This is a genomic window from Streptomyces sp. NBC_01591 (assembly GCF_035918155.1).
GTDB lineage: Bacteria > Actinomycetota > Actinomycetes > Streptomycetales > Streptomycetaceae > Streptomyces.
Map to the genome: position 1 here is coordinate 571,052 of NZ_CP109328.1, position 14,116 is coordinate 585,167.

The following is a 14,116-nucleotide window of genomic DNA, read 5'->3' on the forward strand; positions in this document are numbered from 1 at the left end:
TCGTAGCTGAACCGGCGTTCATCCAGGGCTCATTGACGGTGGTCGTCCGCCGCTGCTGTAATCCACTCGCCCCCGAAAAAGCGACGTTCCGCATTGCAGAACAAAGGGAGGGTGGAATCAGATGAAGCTGGGCAGGGTCTCGGCGGTCGCGGCAATCGCGGCCGCGACACTCATCGGGAGTGCGGCGTCTCCCGCCATGGCCGCGACCTGGACACGGACGGCGGACTATCAGCGGTGGACAGGGCTCAATGCGCTGGAGCGCGGGCAGGGTGTGGCGACGGACGGGACGTATTTCTACTATGCCGGGCCCGGCGGGATGGTGAAGGCCGCCGTCGCAAACGACTCGGAGGTCGCATCATCGGTGGCCCCGATTCCCTGGGAGCTGAGCGGGACGTACGGCAGCGATCACATAGGGGACGTGGAGTACTACGGCGGCTATGTGATCGCGCCGATCGAGGATGGTGACAGTGGCTACCAGCATCCGCTGCTGGCGCTGTACAACGCGAGTGACCTGAGCTACACGGGTCGCTATGTGCAACTGCCCCTTGCGCAGATGCCGGGCGGGGTGCCGTGGGTCGCGGTGGACGCTGCTGCGGGACTGGTCTACACCTCGCCCTGGGATCAGGATGCCGCGCAGGGCACGAACAAACTAGTCGCCTATAGCCTGAAAGACCTGCTGAATCTTCCGGCCGGTTCGACGCTTCCTGTGGTGAGGACCGTGACGCTGTCACAGCCCCTGAGTAGGATCCAGGGCGCCGCGATGTGGCAGGGCAAGCTCTATGCCTCCGTGGACGACTCGGCGAAGTCGGTTCACTCGATCGACATCAGTTCCGGTCGGGTTGCCTACGAGTTCCATCAGGACGTCGAGTCCGGAGATGAGGTTCAGGGGATCGCCGCCTGGGACTTCGGTCCGTCGGGCGGTCAACTGCACATCGTCAACGTGGGATCGGGCTGGAAGTCGATCTTCCTCTATCTGCAGCACTACACCCAGACCGGCTGAACCGGCGCAGCATCAGGAATTCATGGATGAGCAAGATGGTGTCCCATATAGCGATCGCGCGTTGTGCTGTCCACGGAGCGGGGCACTTGGAGTTGGATTGTTCCGGACAGGCTGCGGGAGATCGCGAAGCCGCTGATCCCGCCGTCGAGGGTGCGTCCGCAGGGCGGCGGGACGCAGGACACGCCTGATGAGACGCTGTCCCAGATGCCGGCTTCGTTCCATGAGTCAAGCCGCCGCCGGCACGTCATGCCAGAACCGAAGCGCAGCTCCTGCGGCGGGCCATCTCGCCGAGGTCGACCAGCAGCGCCGGACGCGCGATCGGCTCCCACACGTCATAGCCGAGCATGGTCGCCACCCATTGCGGCTGGCCGGTAGTGGCGTAGTTGCGGCTGCCGGACGGCCCCGGCATCCATGGCTTCCGGATGGGCCGCTGCCACGCTGACACCCTGCTGGGCACTCCAACATTCCTTTAGCGACGGTGGGGGTGGCCTCCGGCGGCGGTGCGATGAGTCACGGGCCGGGATGGTGAGGTCGTCGCGGGGCAGGAGCCGGAGCGGGGTCTCCTGTTCTCTGTTCCCGTGGAGGGCTGGGGCCTCATGTGATCGCTCGGCCCCGAGGCGGCTTCCGGGCGAAGTGCCCGCTCGATGTGGCCTGGTGCCCCGCCGGTGGTTCCGGGCTGCATGACCGGTGCCACCGGCGGGGCTGAGTCCGAGGCTGAGGTCAGTCCTCGTTGGGGTTGAGGATGCGGCCCTTGAGTCTGGTCGGGCTGGCGTCGCCCACCTTGAGCTGGGGTGTAGCGGCCCGGCGTCGGCCGGTGTGATGGCAGGTATGGGGGCTGCCGATGTCGGCCTTGTGAAGCCGCCGCGGGGGTCGAGGGTTTCCTCGCGGCGGAGTGAAACCTGGCAGACCTCCCTGGGGCATGGACCCAGGGAGGTCTGCGATCCTTCGCCCATTCAGTTCCGCCGGTCGTCGGCGCGGGCCTCGGCGGCGGTCTTCAGTTCGTGCAGCCATTCTTCGAGGCCCTGGCGGAGGATCTCCGTCGCGGTGGGCACATCCGCGTCGACCTGGGCACCGGTGTGGGTTTCCTCGGTGCTCACGCGGACGCCGCCCTCGACCGCGGTGAAGTTCCATACATGGACACCGTCGATGCGCAGCCCCTCGCCGATCGCGGGGCCGGTCCAGCGGATGCAGGAGTTGGGCCTGAGCTGCTCGACGGTCGAGGTGATCTCCAGCTCGGTCGCCGGTGTCGCGGGGTTGGGGGGTATCGGGGTCATCCACCGGAACGCCGAGCCCTTCCGGAAGGGGCCGTGATCGAGGCGTTCGGCAGTCTTGACGGAGGCCTGCCAGGACGGCCAGCGCGTCACGTCCGTCTGCAGTTTCCAGATGGTGCGCAACGGCGCGTGGATCAAGGTCTCGGTCCTGTGGCGAACACGCGCGTCGGGATCGACACCTTCCCCGTGGCAGGTGAGGGACGTGCCGGGGTGGTGGTGGGCGGCTCCGGCGGGTGCGGCAGCGGTGCCGAGGACGGCGAGGGCGAGCGGGACGGTGAACAGGACGGTGCGGATGCCGGGCATGGTGTTCCTCTTGTCGGTTGCCGAGCGGAGCTGTCTGTTGAGTGCGCCCTGACTGTCGGGCGGATGTTTGTCGTCGGACGGGCGGCGAGCGGGACGGCCGCGCGGCGCACCCCGAAAGAGCTAGAAGCTTGTATGTTCGTTAGAGGTTATAACTAGCGATGTGATGGAAGGTCAAGGCCTGCGTGATAGCTTCTAACGAAACCTTGAAGATGTAGCAGAGAGAACAGGGAAGGTGGCGGGCCGTGGGGGAACCGGATCCGAAGACCCCGCGGGCGCGGTACCGCGCCCAGGTCCGTTCGGAGATCAAGGAGCACGCCTGGGAACAGATCGCCGCGGCAGGAGTGCCCGCGCTGTCCCTCAACGCGGTCGCCAAACAGATGGGCGTGAGCGGCCCCGCGCTTTACCGCTACTTCGCCGGCCGCGATGAGCTGATCACCGAGCTCATCCGGGACGCGTACCAAAGTCTCGCCGACACCTTCCGCACGGCCTTCGCCGCCGGCGCCGACGTGACCGGGCTGGCGCACGCCCTGCGCGACTGGGCCCTGGAGGACCCCCAGCGCTACTTCCTCATCTACGGCACCCCCGTGCCGGGCTACCACGCCCCCGAGGACACCACCAGGATCTCCTCCCAGATCATGGCCACCCTGCTCGACGCCTGTGCGGCCCTCACTCCGGACGGCCCTGCGACACCGTTCGGCGCCCACCTGGAAGAACACCGGGACTGGGCCGACGGCCACGCAGCCCCGCCCGCGGCCCTTCACCGGGCCCTGACCTTCTGGACCCGGCTGCACGGCGTCCTGTCCCTGGAACTCGCCGGTCACTTCACGGGAATGGGCCTCGACCCAGCCCTGCTCTTCGCAGCCGAACTCGATGACCTGCTCACGCAGCGGGCTTGACGCCACCAGGCCCCTGCCCCATAAGTCAGGCACCGCATCAACGTGCTCGGCCGGTACGCATCCCCTCTGCCGAACCTGCAGGGCGGCCTGCGGCCGCGTGGGCAACCGCGCACAGTGCTGGTCGCGGCGCCCGCGACGCTCGCCAAGGCGGTCAGGCCGGGACGTCGAGTCCGGCACCGAGCAGCGGGCTGAGGACCGACTGCTCATACTCGCCCGAGCGGATCCGGCCGTGGAGAAAAGAACTCCCTCATCATTCTGGCAACGTGAGGATTCTCCACCTTGGACTTTCGCCTGCAGTGCACATCGTGAAGCCACGACACAATGCTGGGCAGCACACAGGGATGGTCGGGGCGCGAGGTCATCCGGTCAGAGTTCCAGTTCTGCATGTCCGCAGTGGCACCTTTCGAAGGGATCGTCAGATCAGAGGATGTGAAGGGGCGAGAACGTTCTTGCGCGCCCGGCCCACCACGCCGAGGCGCCCCGGAGCCCGTGCGCGACCCACGAACGACGAGCCCGGCCCGGTACCGGCTGCGCAAAGTCTGTGAGCGGGGGACCGGACCCGACGCACTGTCACGACGCTCCACTGCGGCCCCCGGTACGACTTCCCACCTGCGCGGGTGACACCTGCCGGGCAGCAACGATTCTTCGCTGATCAGACCCGGAGCACGATCGGCATGACTCGTCATCTGCGCCGTACCGCGTTCCTCACGGCTGTTTCGGCTCTCGCCGGGCTCGCGTTGACCGTCGCCCCGGCCACCGCCACCGCCACCGCGGCCGTCGCCGGCCCCACACCTTCACCAGTCTTGATCCGGCCCAAGGTTCAGCGCCGGTCCTCCCAGCCATGCGCGCGGCCGGGCCCTTGGTGAGCTCCCGCTCCAGCTGAGCGAACTGCTCGTCACTCAGCCGAGGCAGCGACGCCGGGCCACCCGAGTTCAGAGCCCGCGAGCCGCCCTCCGCCCAAGTCCGGCGCCACCGCTGCACAGACTGGAGGCTGACCCGCAACTCCTTGGCGATCACCGCGCTCGTCTCACCCCGCTCGAACCGCTCAGCGGCCTCCAGCCGTAACCCGCTCCCGGAACTCCCGACGCTCAGCGGTCAGTCCGCCCCCTTGTGGATACCGCATCCAACGGTGATACCGCACAGCACAGGGCCCGGTCAGCCGAATGCGACAGCACGAGTTCAAACTCAGTAGCTCGGCGACGGCCGCCGGTGAGGGCGTTGAAGTACCGGCGGCCGTTCTCCGTCTTCTTGTGCCGCGACTTGGCCATCAGCATCAGCAGCGACGCCCCCTGCTCGCCGAGGTGGGTCAGGGCAGTGTGCCTTGTGTCCGCAGAGGTCGTGTGCGGATACCTCGTGTGGCGATTGAGCAGGTCGCTATCCGAGGCTCCGTTTGCGACGCAGATCGTTGACCGTGTTGCATTCTGCAGGATCTTCTGTGATGCGAATCACTCGTCTCTAGTGTTCGCGGGCCCTCGCTGTCAGTGAGGGCTGAGATCGTGCCTTCGTGAGCGAACTGGTTGAACATGACCGCGTGTTGGGAGTCGTCGAGCGGGATGAGGCGGTGCGTGAGAACTGGCCGCATCGCATTGCAGCGACGATCTGTCGTGGTGGCCAGCAGGTTGAGCACATCGCGGTCACTGCGCTGGGTCTTCGGCGCCGCCGCTGCCATCGGTTCGAGCTTCGCGTCGATGCTGGCGAAGAATTCGGTCAGGCTCCGGGCTCCCGGCCCGGATGGGAGGACGCCCTGCTGGTAGTTCAGCGGCGCGTCGATCCGCCGGGCGCTCGACGATCGCGGCGCGGTCCCGCGCGGGCAGGCCCGCGTCAGGTCGAGTTGCTGCCGCTGGCTTGAGCCGGCCGTGGTCGTCAGGCCGGCATCAGGCAAAGGAGCCGGAACGTGGCTGCCTACCCGTGATCGTCTGCACTGCCGGCCCGGGTGGAGCGGTCGAGGAGGCGTACGGCGAAGTCGATGGCGCGGTCCGCTCGTGCGCGGTCCCCGGAGATGAGGAGATCGAGCTGCAGGCCCCGCACCTGCGCGAGGACAAGGGTGGACAATGCGGAGGCATCCTCGGGCGGCCAGCCGTCCGCGGCAAGCCTGTTGGCGATGATCCCGATCCAGTCGTGGACGATCGACCGGGAGAGTTTCTCGTCTTCCCCGGACCTCTCCCCGTGATGTCCGACGAATTCGAAAAGCAGGAGGAACTGGCGCTGTTCCTGCGGTTCGCACAGCCGACGCCATAGCGCCCTGACGAGTTCGGCCGTCGAGTGTGCCTCACGGAGTTCCACGTCCGACATCAGCCATGCGGCCAGATCCGTGCGGACCTTCTCCGCGATGGCCAGGAGCAGTTCGTCCTTCGAGGAGAAGTGCCGTAGCAGTGTCGCGTGGGTGACACCGAGCGCCTGCGCCACGGGGCGCAGGGACAGGCCGCTGACGCCGTGTTCAAGGACGTACTCGGTCGCCGCGGCCAGCAACTCGGGCCGCCGGTGCTGGAACCGGAGGGTGCGCCCGTCGACGCGGGAAGAACTCATCGCTGCCTTCCCCTACTCGTGTCAATGGAACTTTAACAGTACCACCCGGTTGCCCTAACCAAGTGGTACTGCTACTTTCGGTATCGCAGCCGGGTCCTCCGGCCCCCAGGACGAGCCCACCCCAGCAGTGGTGTCGGCCCGCCCGCTCCCCCTATCTCCTTCCGGATCCCTCGTTCCACTCGAAGGACGGCAATGACTGATCAGAAGCGCATGACCCTGCCCGACCTCGGCCTCTTCACCGGCGCGCCGCAGCACGAGCACTTCTGCCGGATGAAGGACCTCCTCGACACCCGCGAGATGGCCCCCTCCGCGCAGCCTCATCCCTGGCCACACGGTGAGACGACCCCCCTGCCGGAGACCTACGACTACGACGGCACCTCACGGCCGACCAAGGAGTTCCTGGCCCGCACCGACACGTCCGCACTGCTCGTGCTCGTCGACGGGGTCATCAGACACGAGAGCTACTTCCTGACCGGTGGCCCGGACGTGCAGTGGCTGTCCATGTCGGTCTCCAAGAGCTTCATCTCCGCGCTCGTCGGTATAGCGGTCGCCGAGGGGCACATCACGAGCATCGACGAGCCCATCAGCTCCTACGTGCCGGTGCAGCCCGGTTCCGCGTACGACGGTGTGTCCATCAAGGACGTGCTCCAGATGTCTTCCGGCGCCCGGTGGAACGAGGACTACAACGACCCGACCTCCGACATCTACCGGCTCACCGCCGCGACGGCGGGCATCGGCGGCACGCTCGACGACTTCGTCGCCCACATGGTGCGCGAGAGCGGGCCCGGCACCGTCTGTCGCTACAACTCCGGCGAGACGCAGGTACTTGGCGCCTTGGTGGCCCGCGCCACCAGCCGACCGGTCGCCGACTACATGAGCGAGAAGCTGTGCGGGCCGCTCGGCATGACGTCGGCGGGTTACTGGCTGCTGGACCCTGCCGGGACGGAACTCGCCTTCGGCGGGCTCAATCTGACCGCCCGCGACTTCGCCAGGCTCGGAGAGCTGTACCGCAACGGAGGTGTGTGGCAGGGCCGGCAGATCGTGCCCGCGCAGTGGGTGCGCGACTCGGTCACCGTGACCGCGCCGCATCTTCGACCCGGCCGCCCCCTTGTCGGCGGCCAGCAAGCCGATGGGGTCGGCTACGGCTACCAGTGGTGGCTCCCGGCGGGAGACCGTGGCGAGTTCAGCGCGGTCGGCGTCTACAACCAGTTCGTCTACGTCGATCCGGTCAGCCGGACCACCATCGTGAAGCTCTCGGCCAGCCGCCGGTACGGGACGTCCCTGGACGAAGCCACCAGCGGCGAGGAGGAGACCATCGCCTTCCTGCGCGCGATCGCCCGGCACGGCCACTGAGCTTGCCCTACCTTCTTACAGGCCCCAGCCCCGTGGACAGGGGCAAGCCCGGTTCCAGGATGCACGTCCTGTCGGACGCGGCCGGACTGCCCCTGGTCGTCGGCGTCTCCGCCGCCAACACCCACGACAGCCAAGGCCTGAAGCCCATGGTGGCCGGTCTCCAATCGAGACACGACCCCCACCGCGGCTGGAACCAAAAACCCCGCAAACTCCACGCCGACAAGGCAGTACGACACACCTGAACTGCGGAAGTGGCTGCGCGGTAAACGCATCGGCGTCCGCATCGCCCGCAAAGGCATCGAGTCCAGCGAACGGCTCGGACGCCGAAGGTGGGTCATCGAGCGCACCATGTCGTGGCCGACCAGCTACCGCAGACTCAACCACCGCTACGAACGCCACCCCCGCAACTACCTGGCCTTTCTCTGCCTCGCCGCGGCACTGTGCTGCTACAAGCGACTTCTCCGGCTCACCACATAGGACACCGTCTTACTCCCAGCGCGGCGGTCCGGTGGACAGCGAGGCGGTCTGGCGTCTTGCGCCCAGACCGCCTCGCTCCACACGGCTTGGAAGAGGTGACCGCGCCGCCCGTGCCCGCTCACCCAGCCCGGGACGGAATGACGGGTCGGGTCCACCCGGAAGGCCGGGGTCTGTCGGGTACCGGCCTTCACGGCGCTCATCAGTGGCGGGCTGATCGGAGTTGTGTGCTGTTCGGCGGCCGGGCGGGACTGCAGGGCATTGCCGTGACCGCAGTCGCTGTCACCGTGTTCTGTGATTCGCGGGGCGGTGTTCCTGGGGGTGTACAGATGAGCCGGATTGGCTGGTCTATTGTGGCTGTGCTCGTACGACCCTTGGATTGGTGATGATGAGGCTGCCAGCGGCACGCGGACCGGCGCTCGCCGGTTTCCGCGCCGTGCTGGGCCTGCTCGTTGCCGTGGTGGCGCTGTTGTGCGTGTCCAGCCAGGCGGAGCAGGCAGATCACAGTGCCGCGCCGACGCCAGCTGGGTTTTCTGCCGACGTCGAACAGTTGCAGTTTCAGGAGCGGGTCTCGCTCGTTGTGGAAGGTGACGTTTCCGCGCCGCCGTGCGGTAAGAAGATGGTCCTCGAGCGGCGCGCCCCTCGCGTTGACAGCCATTCCTTCGTGACTGTCTCGTCATGCCTGTCCGCCCAGGACCTGGCATTCATGCCGGGGTCAGAGTTCGACTTCCGGGCCTCGCCCGCGGGGCCCGCACCGCCTCGCCCGTCTGCGCTTCACTCCGTTCTGCGGATTTAGACCGACCGCTGCGTCGTGTCCCTGAATCCGATGGAACGGAGTAACTGAACATGTCTTCTTCCCCGCGCTCACTGAGCCGGGCGGGTATGGCGCTACGCGGTTGGCGGCCCCGGCAGTGGGCCACGGCCGGCGCCGGCGCACTGATGACCGCAGTAGTGGTCGGCGTGCCAACCGATGTGGTCCCCAGCCCGCTGTTCTCCCGGTCGGTTCCGGTGCAGTGGTGGAACTATCCGGCACTTGCCGTCACCGCCGTCCTGGCCGGCGGCCTCGTGCTGGGCACCTATGTGCGCCAGCCCGCCACGACCGGAACGGAGCAAGCTCCGCGCGGCAACCGTCTGGGGTGGCTGGGCGGCCTGCTGTCGTTCCTGGCAGTTGGCTGCCCGGTCTGCAACAAAGTCGTCCTGCTGCTGCTCGGTGCCTCCGGGGCGCTCAGCTACTGGGCGCCTCTGCAGCCGCTGGTGGCTCTCGTCTCTGCCGCCCTGCTCGCCGAAGCCGCGCTGCGTCGTTTGTCGGCACAGGCTGCGTGCCCCGTGCCGGCTTTCGTCTGAGGTCAGGCGCCCCTTCTTCGCTCTTCCTCCGCCTTGGGAGATGTGCTGTGTGAATTATTCGCTGTGACGTGACGAGGAACGTCCATAGGGTTCGCGCATGGGAAACGAGAGTGAGTGGGACGTTCAAGCGGCCATTGAGGCGGAGATGCGGCTTCTCGACGCTGACGTGCGTGCTTCGCCGGTCCTGGTCTCGGAGCTCCTGGACCCGGAGTTTCTCGAGATCGGGGCGTCGGGGCGGCGGTGGGACGCGACGTCGATTCTCACGGTGACCAGCGACGGTTCGGTGGTCCCCGAAGCTCCGGTCAAGGTCAGCGAGATGTCAGGGGTCGTGCTCGCTCCCGGCATCGTTCACCTGACGTACTTCGCTGACCACAGCGGGCGCCGGGCATGGCGGAGCTCCGTGTGGCGTCTGACGGAAGTGGGCTGGCGTATGTACTTCCACCAGGGCACGCCGGCCGACGATGGCGCACGCCGACCTTAGGCGAGGTTGCGCAACGGGTTGCCCAACGGGTTGCGCAACGGGTGGTGCTGACCTGTTGCGCAACAGGGGGCCCGAGGTTGCGGGCGGCGTCATGAAGGGGGGTGTGATGGTGCGGCTGCGCCGGATCGCGGTGACCGGACTGATGTCGAACCTGTGGGGGAGCTTGGATGGTGACGGTACGTAAAGTGTGCGCGGCCCCCTCTGCCGAACCCCGGCCCCGCAGGCAAGCTCCCTTCCGCCCCAGTGAAGAACGGACCGGCCCACCTGCGCACTGCGCAGATACATCGAGCCACACCATGCGGTGAAACACCCTTCGACCAGCCTGAACGCGTCTGTGGCCGGTGGGTCGGGGTCAGGAGGCGGGCAGGACCTTCCAGGAGCCGGTGCCGGTGCCGCGGTCCCAGTAGTGGCTGGTGGATACGTCGTACTTGGCTCCGCCCTGCTGGTTGGACAGGCCGTTGGTGTCGAGGAAGCCGCCGTTGGCGGAGCCGTAGTCGTTGAGCAGGTGCACGATGTCGTTGGTGCGGATACGGCCGTTGGTGGGGGAGGAAGTCTTGCCGAAGATGTGCCACTTGCCGGTGCCGGGGCCGCGGTCCTTGGTGGCGGTGGTGGACACGTCGTACTTGGCACCGGAGCGGGCGGAGCGCCCGTTGGTGTCCAGGTAGGTGCCGCTGGAGTACTGGTTGACGAGGTAGACGACGTCGCCGCTGGTGACGCGGGTGCCGTTGGCCTTGCCGGTTGCGGAGACGATCTTCCAGACCGACGTCTTGGGGCCGCGGCTGTTGGGGGTCTCGTTGGTGCTCACGTCGTAGGTGGCGCCGGACTGCGCAGAGCGTCCGTTGGTGTCCAGGTAGCCGCCGTCGCCCTGGTACTGGTTCTGCAGCAGGAAGTCGCTGCCGTAGGTCAGTTCGTTCGGGGCCACGGAGCCGGCCGCCGCGGTCGGAGCGGTGAACGTGGCGGCCGCGGCGGCCAGAGCGGCCGTGGCCGCGAGGACGGGCATGGCGAAGCGGATGCGCATGGGGGTCTTCCTCTGCTGTCTACGGAGGGATGGACACGGACAACCGACCCACAAATCACACAGGGTGATGGGGGGTGCTGAGCGTAGCAATGTGTGATCTTGGTTCGGTTGGGACGCGCCCGGGCCTCCGTCCGCCCCGGTAGCCGTGGGCGTACGGCCAGGGGCAACCGCAGCCGAGGGGCTGCCGAAGCCAGGGGGGTCGCGTGCGTCGGCCGATCCACCGGCTCTCCGGGCAGGCCTCCCGCCGCTCACGATCGTGCCTCGGGCTCGGTGACGACGAACTCCTCGCCGGGTCCAGGGCGGGGCCATGCCGACGATGACGTCGGCGTCATCATCTGAGGCTGAGCACCCGCAATGCCGCCGGTACCAGCCCCCGCCCACCGACACCACCGACACCACCGACACCACCGTCGCCCAGGTGCGCCTGGTCTTGGTCTTGGTCCTGGTTCGTGATGATGTCGGAGGCGAACTCCTCCAGCACGGCGCGCCGGTGGACACGGGTGTTCGCCGTACAGCCAGTCCGCCCATACCCGCCCCGGTTCCGGGTACTGCCAGGGAATCCGGCGACCGAAGAGGAATTCGCCTCGATTGCGGCGGGTAGGGCCATCGCCGCGGCCTGCGGGCAAGGCCTCAAGCGGGTGACGCTGGAGCTGGGCGGCAAGTCCGCCGCAATCCTGCTCGACGACGTCGACCTCTACGCGTTCAAGCCCTTCGTGGCCTCGGCCTGCATGCCGAAATACCGGCCAGGTCTGCCGGGCGCTGACCCGCGTCCTGGCCCCCCGATCGAGGCACTCCTGGCTGCCGCCCACCGCTCGGCCCGCGCCGGAACAACCCGCCCGTGGCCCTGGACGACGACGGCCAGGCCCACCACGTGAACAGAAATGCGGCAGCGCAACACCCTCTGCCTTCGCCCAGCCGCAGACTGACCAGTCGCCAGGTCCTGCGGGCCCGGTCAAGACCGTGTGCGCAGGCGGGGAGCCACACCTGGTCGGGCCGACGTCAGCTTCGCCGCCCCGGCCCGCCAGGAGGACGACAACGGCTCTCTGCCCTGGGGGACCGTGACGGACTTCAGTCCTGCCGAGCAGCTGCTGACGGACGTCTCCGAGCCGGACAGGGCCGCTGTGATCCGGCTGTCCCTTACTGCCACTCCGGAACAGATGGGCGGCGCACTGCTGGACTTTGAGCACTTCCTGTCGACCGTGTGCCAGGACGATAGATCCGTCCGCCTAGCGCTGTGGTCCACCGTCCACGGCCGGAGCTTCTCGGGGTTGCGTACGGCCCAGATGTGCGTGATCTGGTCGCCTGCGATGCCGAATGCGTACACGGTCACGATGACGCCGTCCTGCTGGGCGACGAGGCCGGGCTGACCGTTGACGGTACGCTCCAGGATCGTCAGGTTGGCAAGCCTGCCGGCGAGATCGACGAGGCCGCGCGCGAGCTGCTCGGCGTCTTCGAGCGGGCGGCGCACGGTGGTGGCGAGGCCGCCTCCGTCGCTGGTTGTCGTGACGTCCGGGTCGAGGAGGCCGATGAGGGCGTCGATGTCCTTGGCTTCCCAGGCCTGCTTCAAGTTCCTGACGATGGCAAGTTGCCGGGCGGCCGGGGGCGCGGGTGTTTGCGAGGTGCGGATGCGCCGGCGGGCCGATGAGGCCGGCTTGTGGCAGGCCGCCGGCGTGCGGCCGACGATGTCGGCGACTTCGGCGGACGGGTAGCGGAAGACGTCGTGGAGGATGAAGGCGACGCGCTCGGCCGGGGTCATTGATTCGAGTACGACGAGGAAGGCCATGTTGATCGACTCGTCGAGGGTGACGCGGTCGGCCGGGTCAATGGTGGTGTCGCCCGCCCGACCGCCTGACCACTCCGCAGGTTCGGGTAGGGGCTCGGGAATCCAGTCGCCGACGTAGCTCTCCCGTCGGGCTCGTGCCGAGCTGAGCAAGTTGAGGCAGATGCGGCTGGCGACCTTGGTCAGCCAGGCGCCGGGGGATTCGATGGCTTGTTGCTGCGGAGACAGGGTGTACCAGCGGGCGTAGGTTTCCTGCACGGCATCCTCGGCTTCGGCGAAGGAGCCGAGGAGCCGAGGAGCCGGTAGGCGAGGTTGATCAGCTGACGCCGCTCGCTCGTGATCGCGCTGAGGCTCGGGTTGGGTCGGCCGTCTCCCGGCTCGGGGGTGGTCATGGTGTCGCCGGCTCCCTTGGTCGCGCCTGTCCTCACCAGTCCGACAAGACAGCGCCCCTGAACGTGACGATGTACCCACAGGGGCCCGCAGCTCCTGATCAGCGGCCGAGTCGTCGTGAGGCGCCGGGCGGCCAGGTGACGTGAACCATCGACGGCAACCCAATCAGAGCCGTACCCGGCGCCTCTGGATCCCAGGACCATACGACTGGCCCGTCCGACCCACCAACAACGTAGGACCCAATCAAGTTCAGTAGCGCTGCCATCGCCGCGCCAAGCACATCCGCTCGTCGCGGTCCCCCCGCGCTCCCCCTGGCCTAGGACAAGCCATCGAGCGGCCGGAGGAAGCGGCGCTCATACCGCTTGATGCAGCGGGTGCTACGAGCCAGTTCGAACGCGTCCTGGCACTCCGGGTCGGACATGCTGTCCGCACGGTACTGCTCGTAACTGGCCAGGCTAGCGAAGGAGAAGAGGGCGTAGGCGATGTCGCTGTCGCCCTCACTCGGCAGGAAGTAGCCGTGGTGCGTGCCGCCGAAACGGTTGACGAGCCCGACCCAACGGCGACCGTACTCTTCGAAGTCCTCAAGCTTGTCGGGGTCGATCTCGTACTTCAGATGAATGGTGATCACGCCTACATGATGCCGCGTGACCCAGCCGTACGGGGTGGAGATGACCTGCACCTTCCCGCCCAGCGGCGCCGCACCACCATTCCCGAGCCGTTGCCGTCCGCCCCCAGACCGCCGGACCTGGTCCACCGGCGCTTCACCGCCCACCGTCCCAACCAGTTGTGGGTCGCCGACCTCACCTGTATCCGCACCTGGTCGGGCTGGGTCTTCGTCGCCTTCGTCCTGGACGTGTACTCACGGATGATCGTCGGATGGCAGCTCGCCACCCACAGGCGCACCGATCTCCCCCTGGACGCCCTGGAGATGGCGCTCTGGCGGCGTGGAATCAAGAAGGGATCGGGTCTGATACGTCACAGCGACCGCGGCTCGCAACCCGGACTCAATCGGTTACGGCGAGCGGTTGCTGGAGACCGGTGCGACCGCGTCCGTCGGCTCCGTCGCGGACAGCTACGACAATGCCATGGCCGAGGCCCTCAACGGCTCGGTCAAGGCTGAGCCAATCCCGCACCAAGGACCCTTGGCGGGACGCTGACCAGGTAGAACGTGCCGTCGTCCAGTGGGTCGGCTGGTACAACACCGAGCGCCTGCACTCAGCCCTCGACTACCTCCCGCCCGAGGAATTCGAGGTCCAGCACTACCGATCCCAGCAACCACG

14 protein-coding genes and 5 pseudogenes are annotated in these 14,116 nt (G+C 67.6%); 12 read left to right on the forward strand and 7 right to left on the reverse strand.

Features of this window, described 5'->3' with window-relative positions:
- Positions 1-121 precede the first annotated feature (121 nt).
- Both OG978_RS43640 and OG978_RS43645 read left to right on the forward strand, forming a co-directional pair.
- Positions 122-1,000, forward strand: a complete 879-nt coding sequence (locus OG978_RS43640) for a hypothetical protein (protein ID WP_326770637.1) — start codon at positions 122-124, stop codon at positions 998-1,000.
- A gap of 66 nt (positions 1,001-1,066) precedes the next feature.
- A pseudogene (locus OG978_RS43645) lies at positions 1,067-1,198 on the forward strand (IS5/IS1182 family transposase); the annotation flags it as partial.
- Between the two features lie 46 nt (positions 1,199-1,244).
- On the opposite strand, the gene OG978_RS43650 reads toward OG978_RS43645, so the two are convergent.
- A complete protein-coding gene (locus tag OG978_RS43650; RefSeq protein WP_326771091.1) occupies positions 1,245-1,457 on the reverse strand; it encodes a hypothetical protein in 213 nt (70 codons plus the stop codon).
- 496 nt (positions 1,458-1,953) lie between these two features.
- A complete protein-coding gene (locus OG978_RS43655) occupies positions 1,954-2,574 on the reverse strand; it encodes an SRPBCC family protein (protein WP_326770638.1) in 621 nt (206 codons plus the stop codon).
- Between the two features lie 242 nt (positions 2,575-2,816).
- Here OG978_RS43655 and OG978_RS43660 point away from each other — a divergent pair, with 242 nt between their 5' ends.
- Positions 2,817-3,470, forward strand: coding sequence for a TetR/AcrR family transcriptional regulator (locus OG978_RS43660; RefSeq protein WP_326770639.1), 654 nt, complete (start codon positions 2,817-2,819; stop codon positions 3,468-3,470).
- A gap of 823 nt (positions 3,471-4,293) precedes the next feature.
- Here the strand turns inward: OG978_RS43660 and OG978_RS48625 are convergent.
- Positions 4,294-4,593 (reverse strand): annotated as a pseudogene (locus OG978_RS48625) (helix-turn-helix domain-containing protein); the annotation flags it as partial.
- A 381-nt stretch (positions 4,594-4,974) separates the two neighbouring features.
- Between OG978_RS48625 and OG978_RS43675 the strand changes: the two are divergent.
- Positions 4,975-5,319, forward strand: a complete 345-nt coding sequence (locus OG978_RS43675; RefSeq protein WP_326770641.1) for a hypothetical protein — start codon at positions 4,975-4,977, stop codon at positions 5,317-5,319.
- 53 nt (positions 5,320-5,372) lie between these two features.
- Here OG978_RS43675 and OG978_RS43680 read toward each other — a convergent pair whose 3' ends face one another.
- Positions 5,373-5,996: a TetR/AcrR family transcriptional regulator gene (locus tag OG978_RS43680; RefSeq protein WP_326770643.1), complete on the reverse strand. Its 624-nt coding sequence runs from the start codon at positions 5,994-5,996 to the stop codon at positions 5,373-5,375.
- 192 nt (positions 5,997-6,188) lie between these two features.
- On the opposite strand from OG978_RS43680, the gene OG978_RS43685 reads away from it, so the two are divergent.
- The 5 genes and pseudogenes from OG978_RS43685 (at position 6,189) to OG978_RS43705 (ending at position 9,648) form a co-directional block, all read left to right on the forward strand.
- Positions 6,189-7,349 (forward strand): serine hydrolase domain-containing protein, encoded by a 1,161-nt coding sequence (locus OG978_RS43685; protein ID WP_326770644.1) that lies wholly within the window; start codon positions 6,189-6,191, stop codon positions 7,347-7,349.
- 14 nt (positions 7,350-7,363) lie between these two features.
- Positions 7,364-7,826: pseudogene (locus OG978_RS43690) on the forward strand (IS5 family transposase); the annotation flags it as partial.
- Between the two features lie 382 nt (positions 7,827-8,208).
- Positions 8,209-8,619, forward strand: coding sequence for a hypothetical protein (locus OG978_RS43695; RefSeq protein ID WP_326771061.1), 411 nt, complete (start codon positions 8,209-8,211; stop codon positions 8,617-8,619).
- A 50-nt stretch (positions 8,620-8,669) separates the two neighbouring features.
- Positions 8,670-9,167 carry a hypothetical protein gene (locus OG978_RS43700; protein ID WP_326770645.1) on the forward strand — a complete coding sequence of 166 codons (498 nt, stop codon included), beginning with the start codon at positions 8,670-8,672 and terminating at the stop codon, positions 9,165-9,167.
- Between the two features lie 97 nt (positions 9,168-9,264).
- The gene (locus tag OG978_RS43705) at positions 9,265-9,648 is read left to right on the forward strand and encodes a nuclear transport factor 2 family protein (protein ID WP_326770646.1); all 384 of its coding nucleotides are present in this window, start codon (positions 9,265-9,267) and stop codon (positions 9,646-9,648) included.
- A gap of 352 nt (positions 9,649-10,000) precedes the next feature.
- Here the strand turns inward: OG978_RS43705 and OG978_RS43710 are convergent, their stop codons facing one another.
- On the reverse strand, positions 10,001-10,666 hold the full coding sequence (locus OG978_RS43710) for a hypothetical protein (RefSeq protein ID WP_326770647.1): 666 nt from the start codon (positions 10,664-10,666) through the stop codon (positions 10,001-10,003).
- A gap of 638 nt (positions 10,667-11,304) precedes the next feature.
- Here OG978_RS43710 and OG978_RS48630 point away from each other — a divergent pair.
- Complete coding sequence (locus OG978_RS48630) at positions 11,305-11,541, forward strand: hypothetical protein (protein WP_442817884.1); 237 nt, start codon at positions 11,305-11,307, stop codon at positions 11,539-11,541.
- Positions 11,542-11,909: 368 nt separating this feature from the next.
- Here OG978_RS48630 and sigJ read toward each other — a convergent pair.
- Positions 11,910-12,838, reverse strand: a pseudogene (gene sigJ, locus OG978_RS43720) (RNA polymerase sigma factor SigJ); the annotation flags it as partial.
- Between the two features lie 314 nt (positions 12,839-13,152).
- Positions 13,153-13,464: an NIPSNAP family protein gene (locus OG978_RS43725; RefSeq protein WP_326770648.1), complete on the reverse strand. Its 312-nt coding sequence runs from the start codon at positions 13,462-13,464 to the stop codon at positions 13,153-13,155.
- A gap of 9 nt (positions 13,465-13,473) precedes the next feature.
- On the opposite strand from OG978_RS43725, the gene OG978_RS48635 reads away from it, so the two are divergent.
- Both OG978_RS48635 and OG978_RS48640 read left to right on the forward strand, forming a co-directional pair.
- Entirely contained in the window at positions 13,474-13,956 is a 483-nt protein-coding gene (locus OG978_RS48635; RefSeq protein ID WP_442817908.1) for a DDE-type integrase/transposase/recombinase, read from the forward strand.
- Positions 13,917-14,063, forward strand: a pseudogene (locus OG978_RS48640) (integrase core domain-containing protein); the annotation flags it as partial. The gene OG978_RS48635 and the pseudogene OG978_RS48640, both read left to right, overlap by 40 nt.
- Positions 14,064-14,116 lie beyond the last annotated feature (53 nt).

What these genes read in the sequence shown, in the direction of transcription:
- OG978_RS43640 (WP_326770637.1), top strand. Translation starts at nt 122, where the DNA reads ATGAAGCTGGGCAGGGTCTCGGCGGTCGCGGCAATCGCGGCCGCGACA.
- OG978_RS43655 (WP_326770638.1), bottom strand. Translation starts at nt 2,574, where the DNA reads ATGCCCGGCATCCGCACCGTCCTGTTCACCGTCCCGCTCGCCCTCGCC.
- OG978_RS43680 (WP_326770643.1), bottom strand. Translation starts at nt 5,996, where the DNA reads ATGAGTTCTTCCCGCGTCGACGGGCGCACCCTCCGGTTCCAGCACCGG.
- OG978_RS43685 (WP_326770644.1), top strand. Translation starts at nt 6,189, where the DNA reads ATGACTGATCAGAAGCGCATGACCCTGCCCGACCTCGGCCTCTTCACC.
- OG978_RS43695 (WP_326771061.1), top strand. Translation starts at nt 8,209, where the DNA reads ATGATGAGGCTGCCAGCGGCACGCGGACCGGCGCTCGCCGGTTTCCGC.
- OG978_RS43700 (WP_326770645.1), top strand. Translation starts at nt 8,670, where the DNA reads ATGTCTTCTTCCCCGCGCTCACTGAGCCGGGCGGGTATGGCGCTACGC.
- OG978_RS43705 (WP_326770646.1), top strand. Translation starts at nt 9,265, where the DNA reads ATGGGAAACGAGAGTGAGTGGGACGTTCAAGCGGCCATTGAGGCGGAG.
- OG978_RS43710 (WP_326770647.1), bottom strand. Translation starts at nt 10,666, where the DNA reads ATGCGCATCCGCTTCGCCATGCCCGTCCTCGCGGCCACGGCCGCTCTG.
- OG978_RS48635 (WP_442817908.1), top strand. Translation starts at nt 13,474, where the DNA reads ATGCCGCGTGACCCAGCCGTACGGGGTGGAGATGACCTGCACCTTCCC.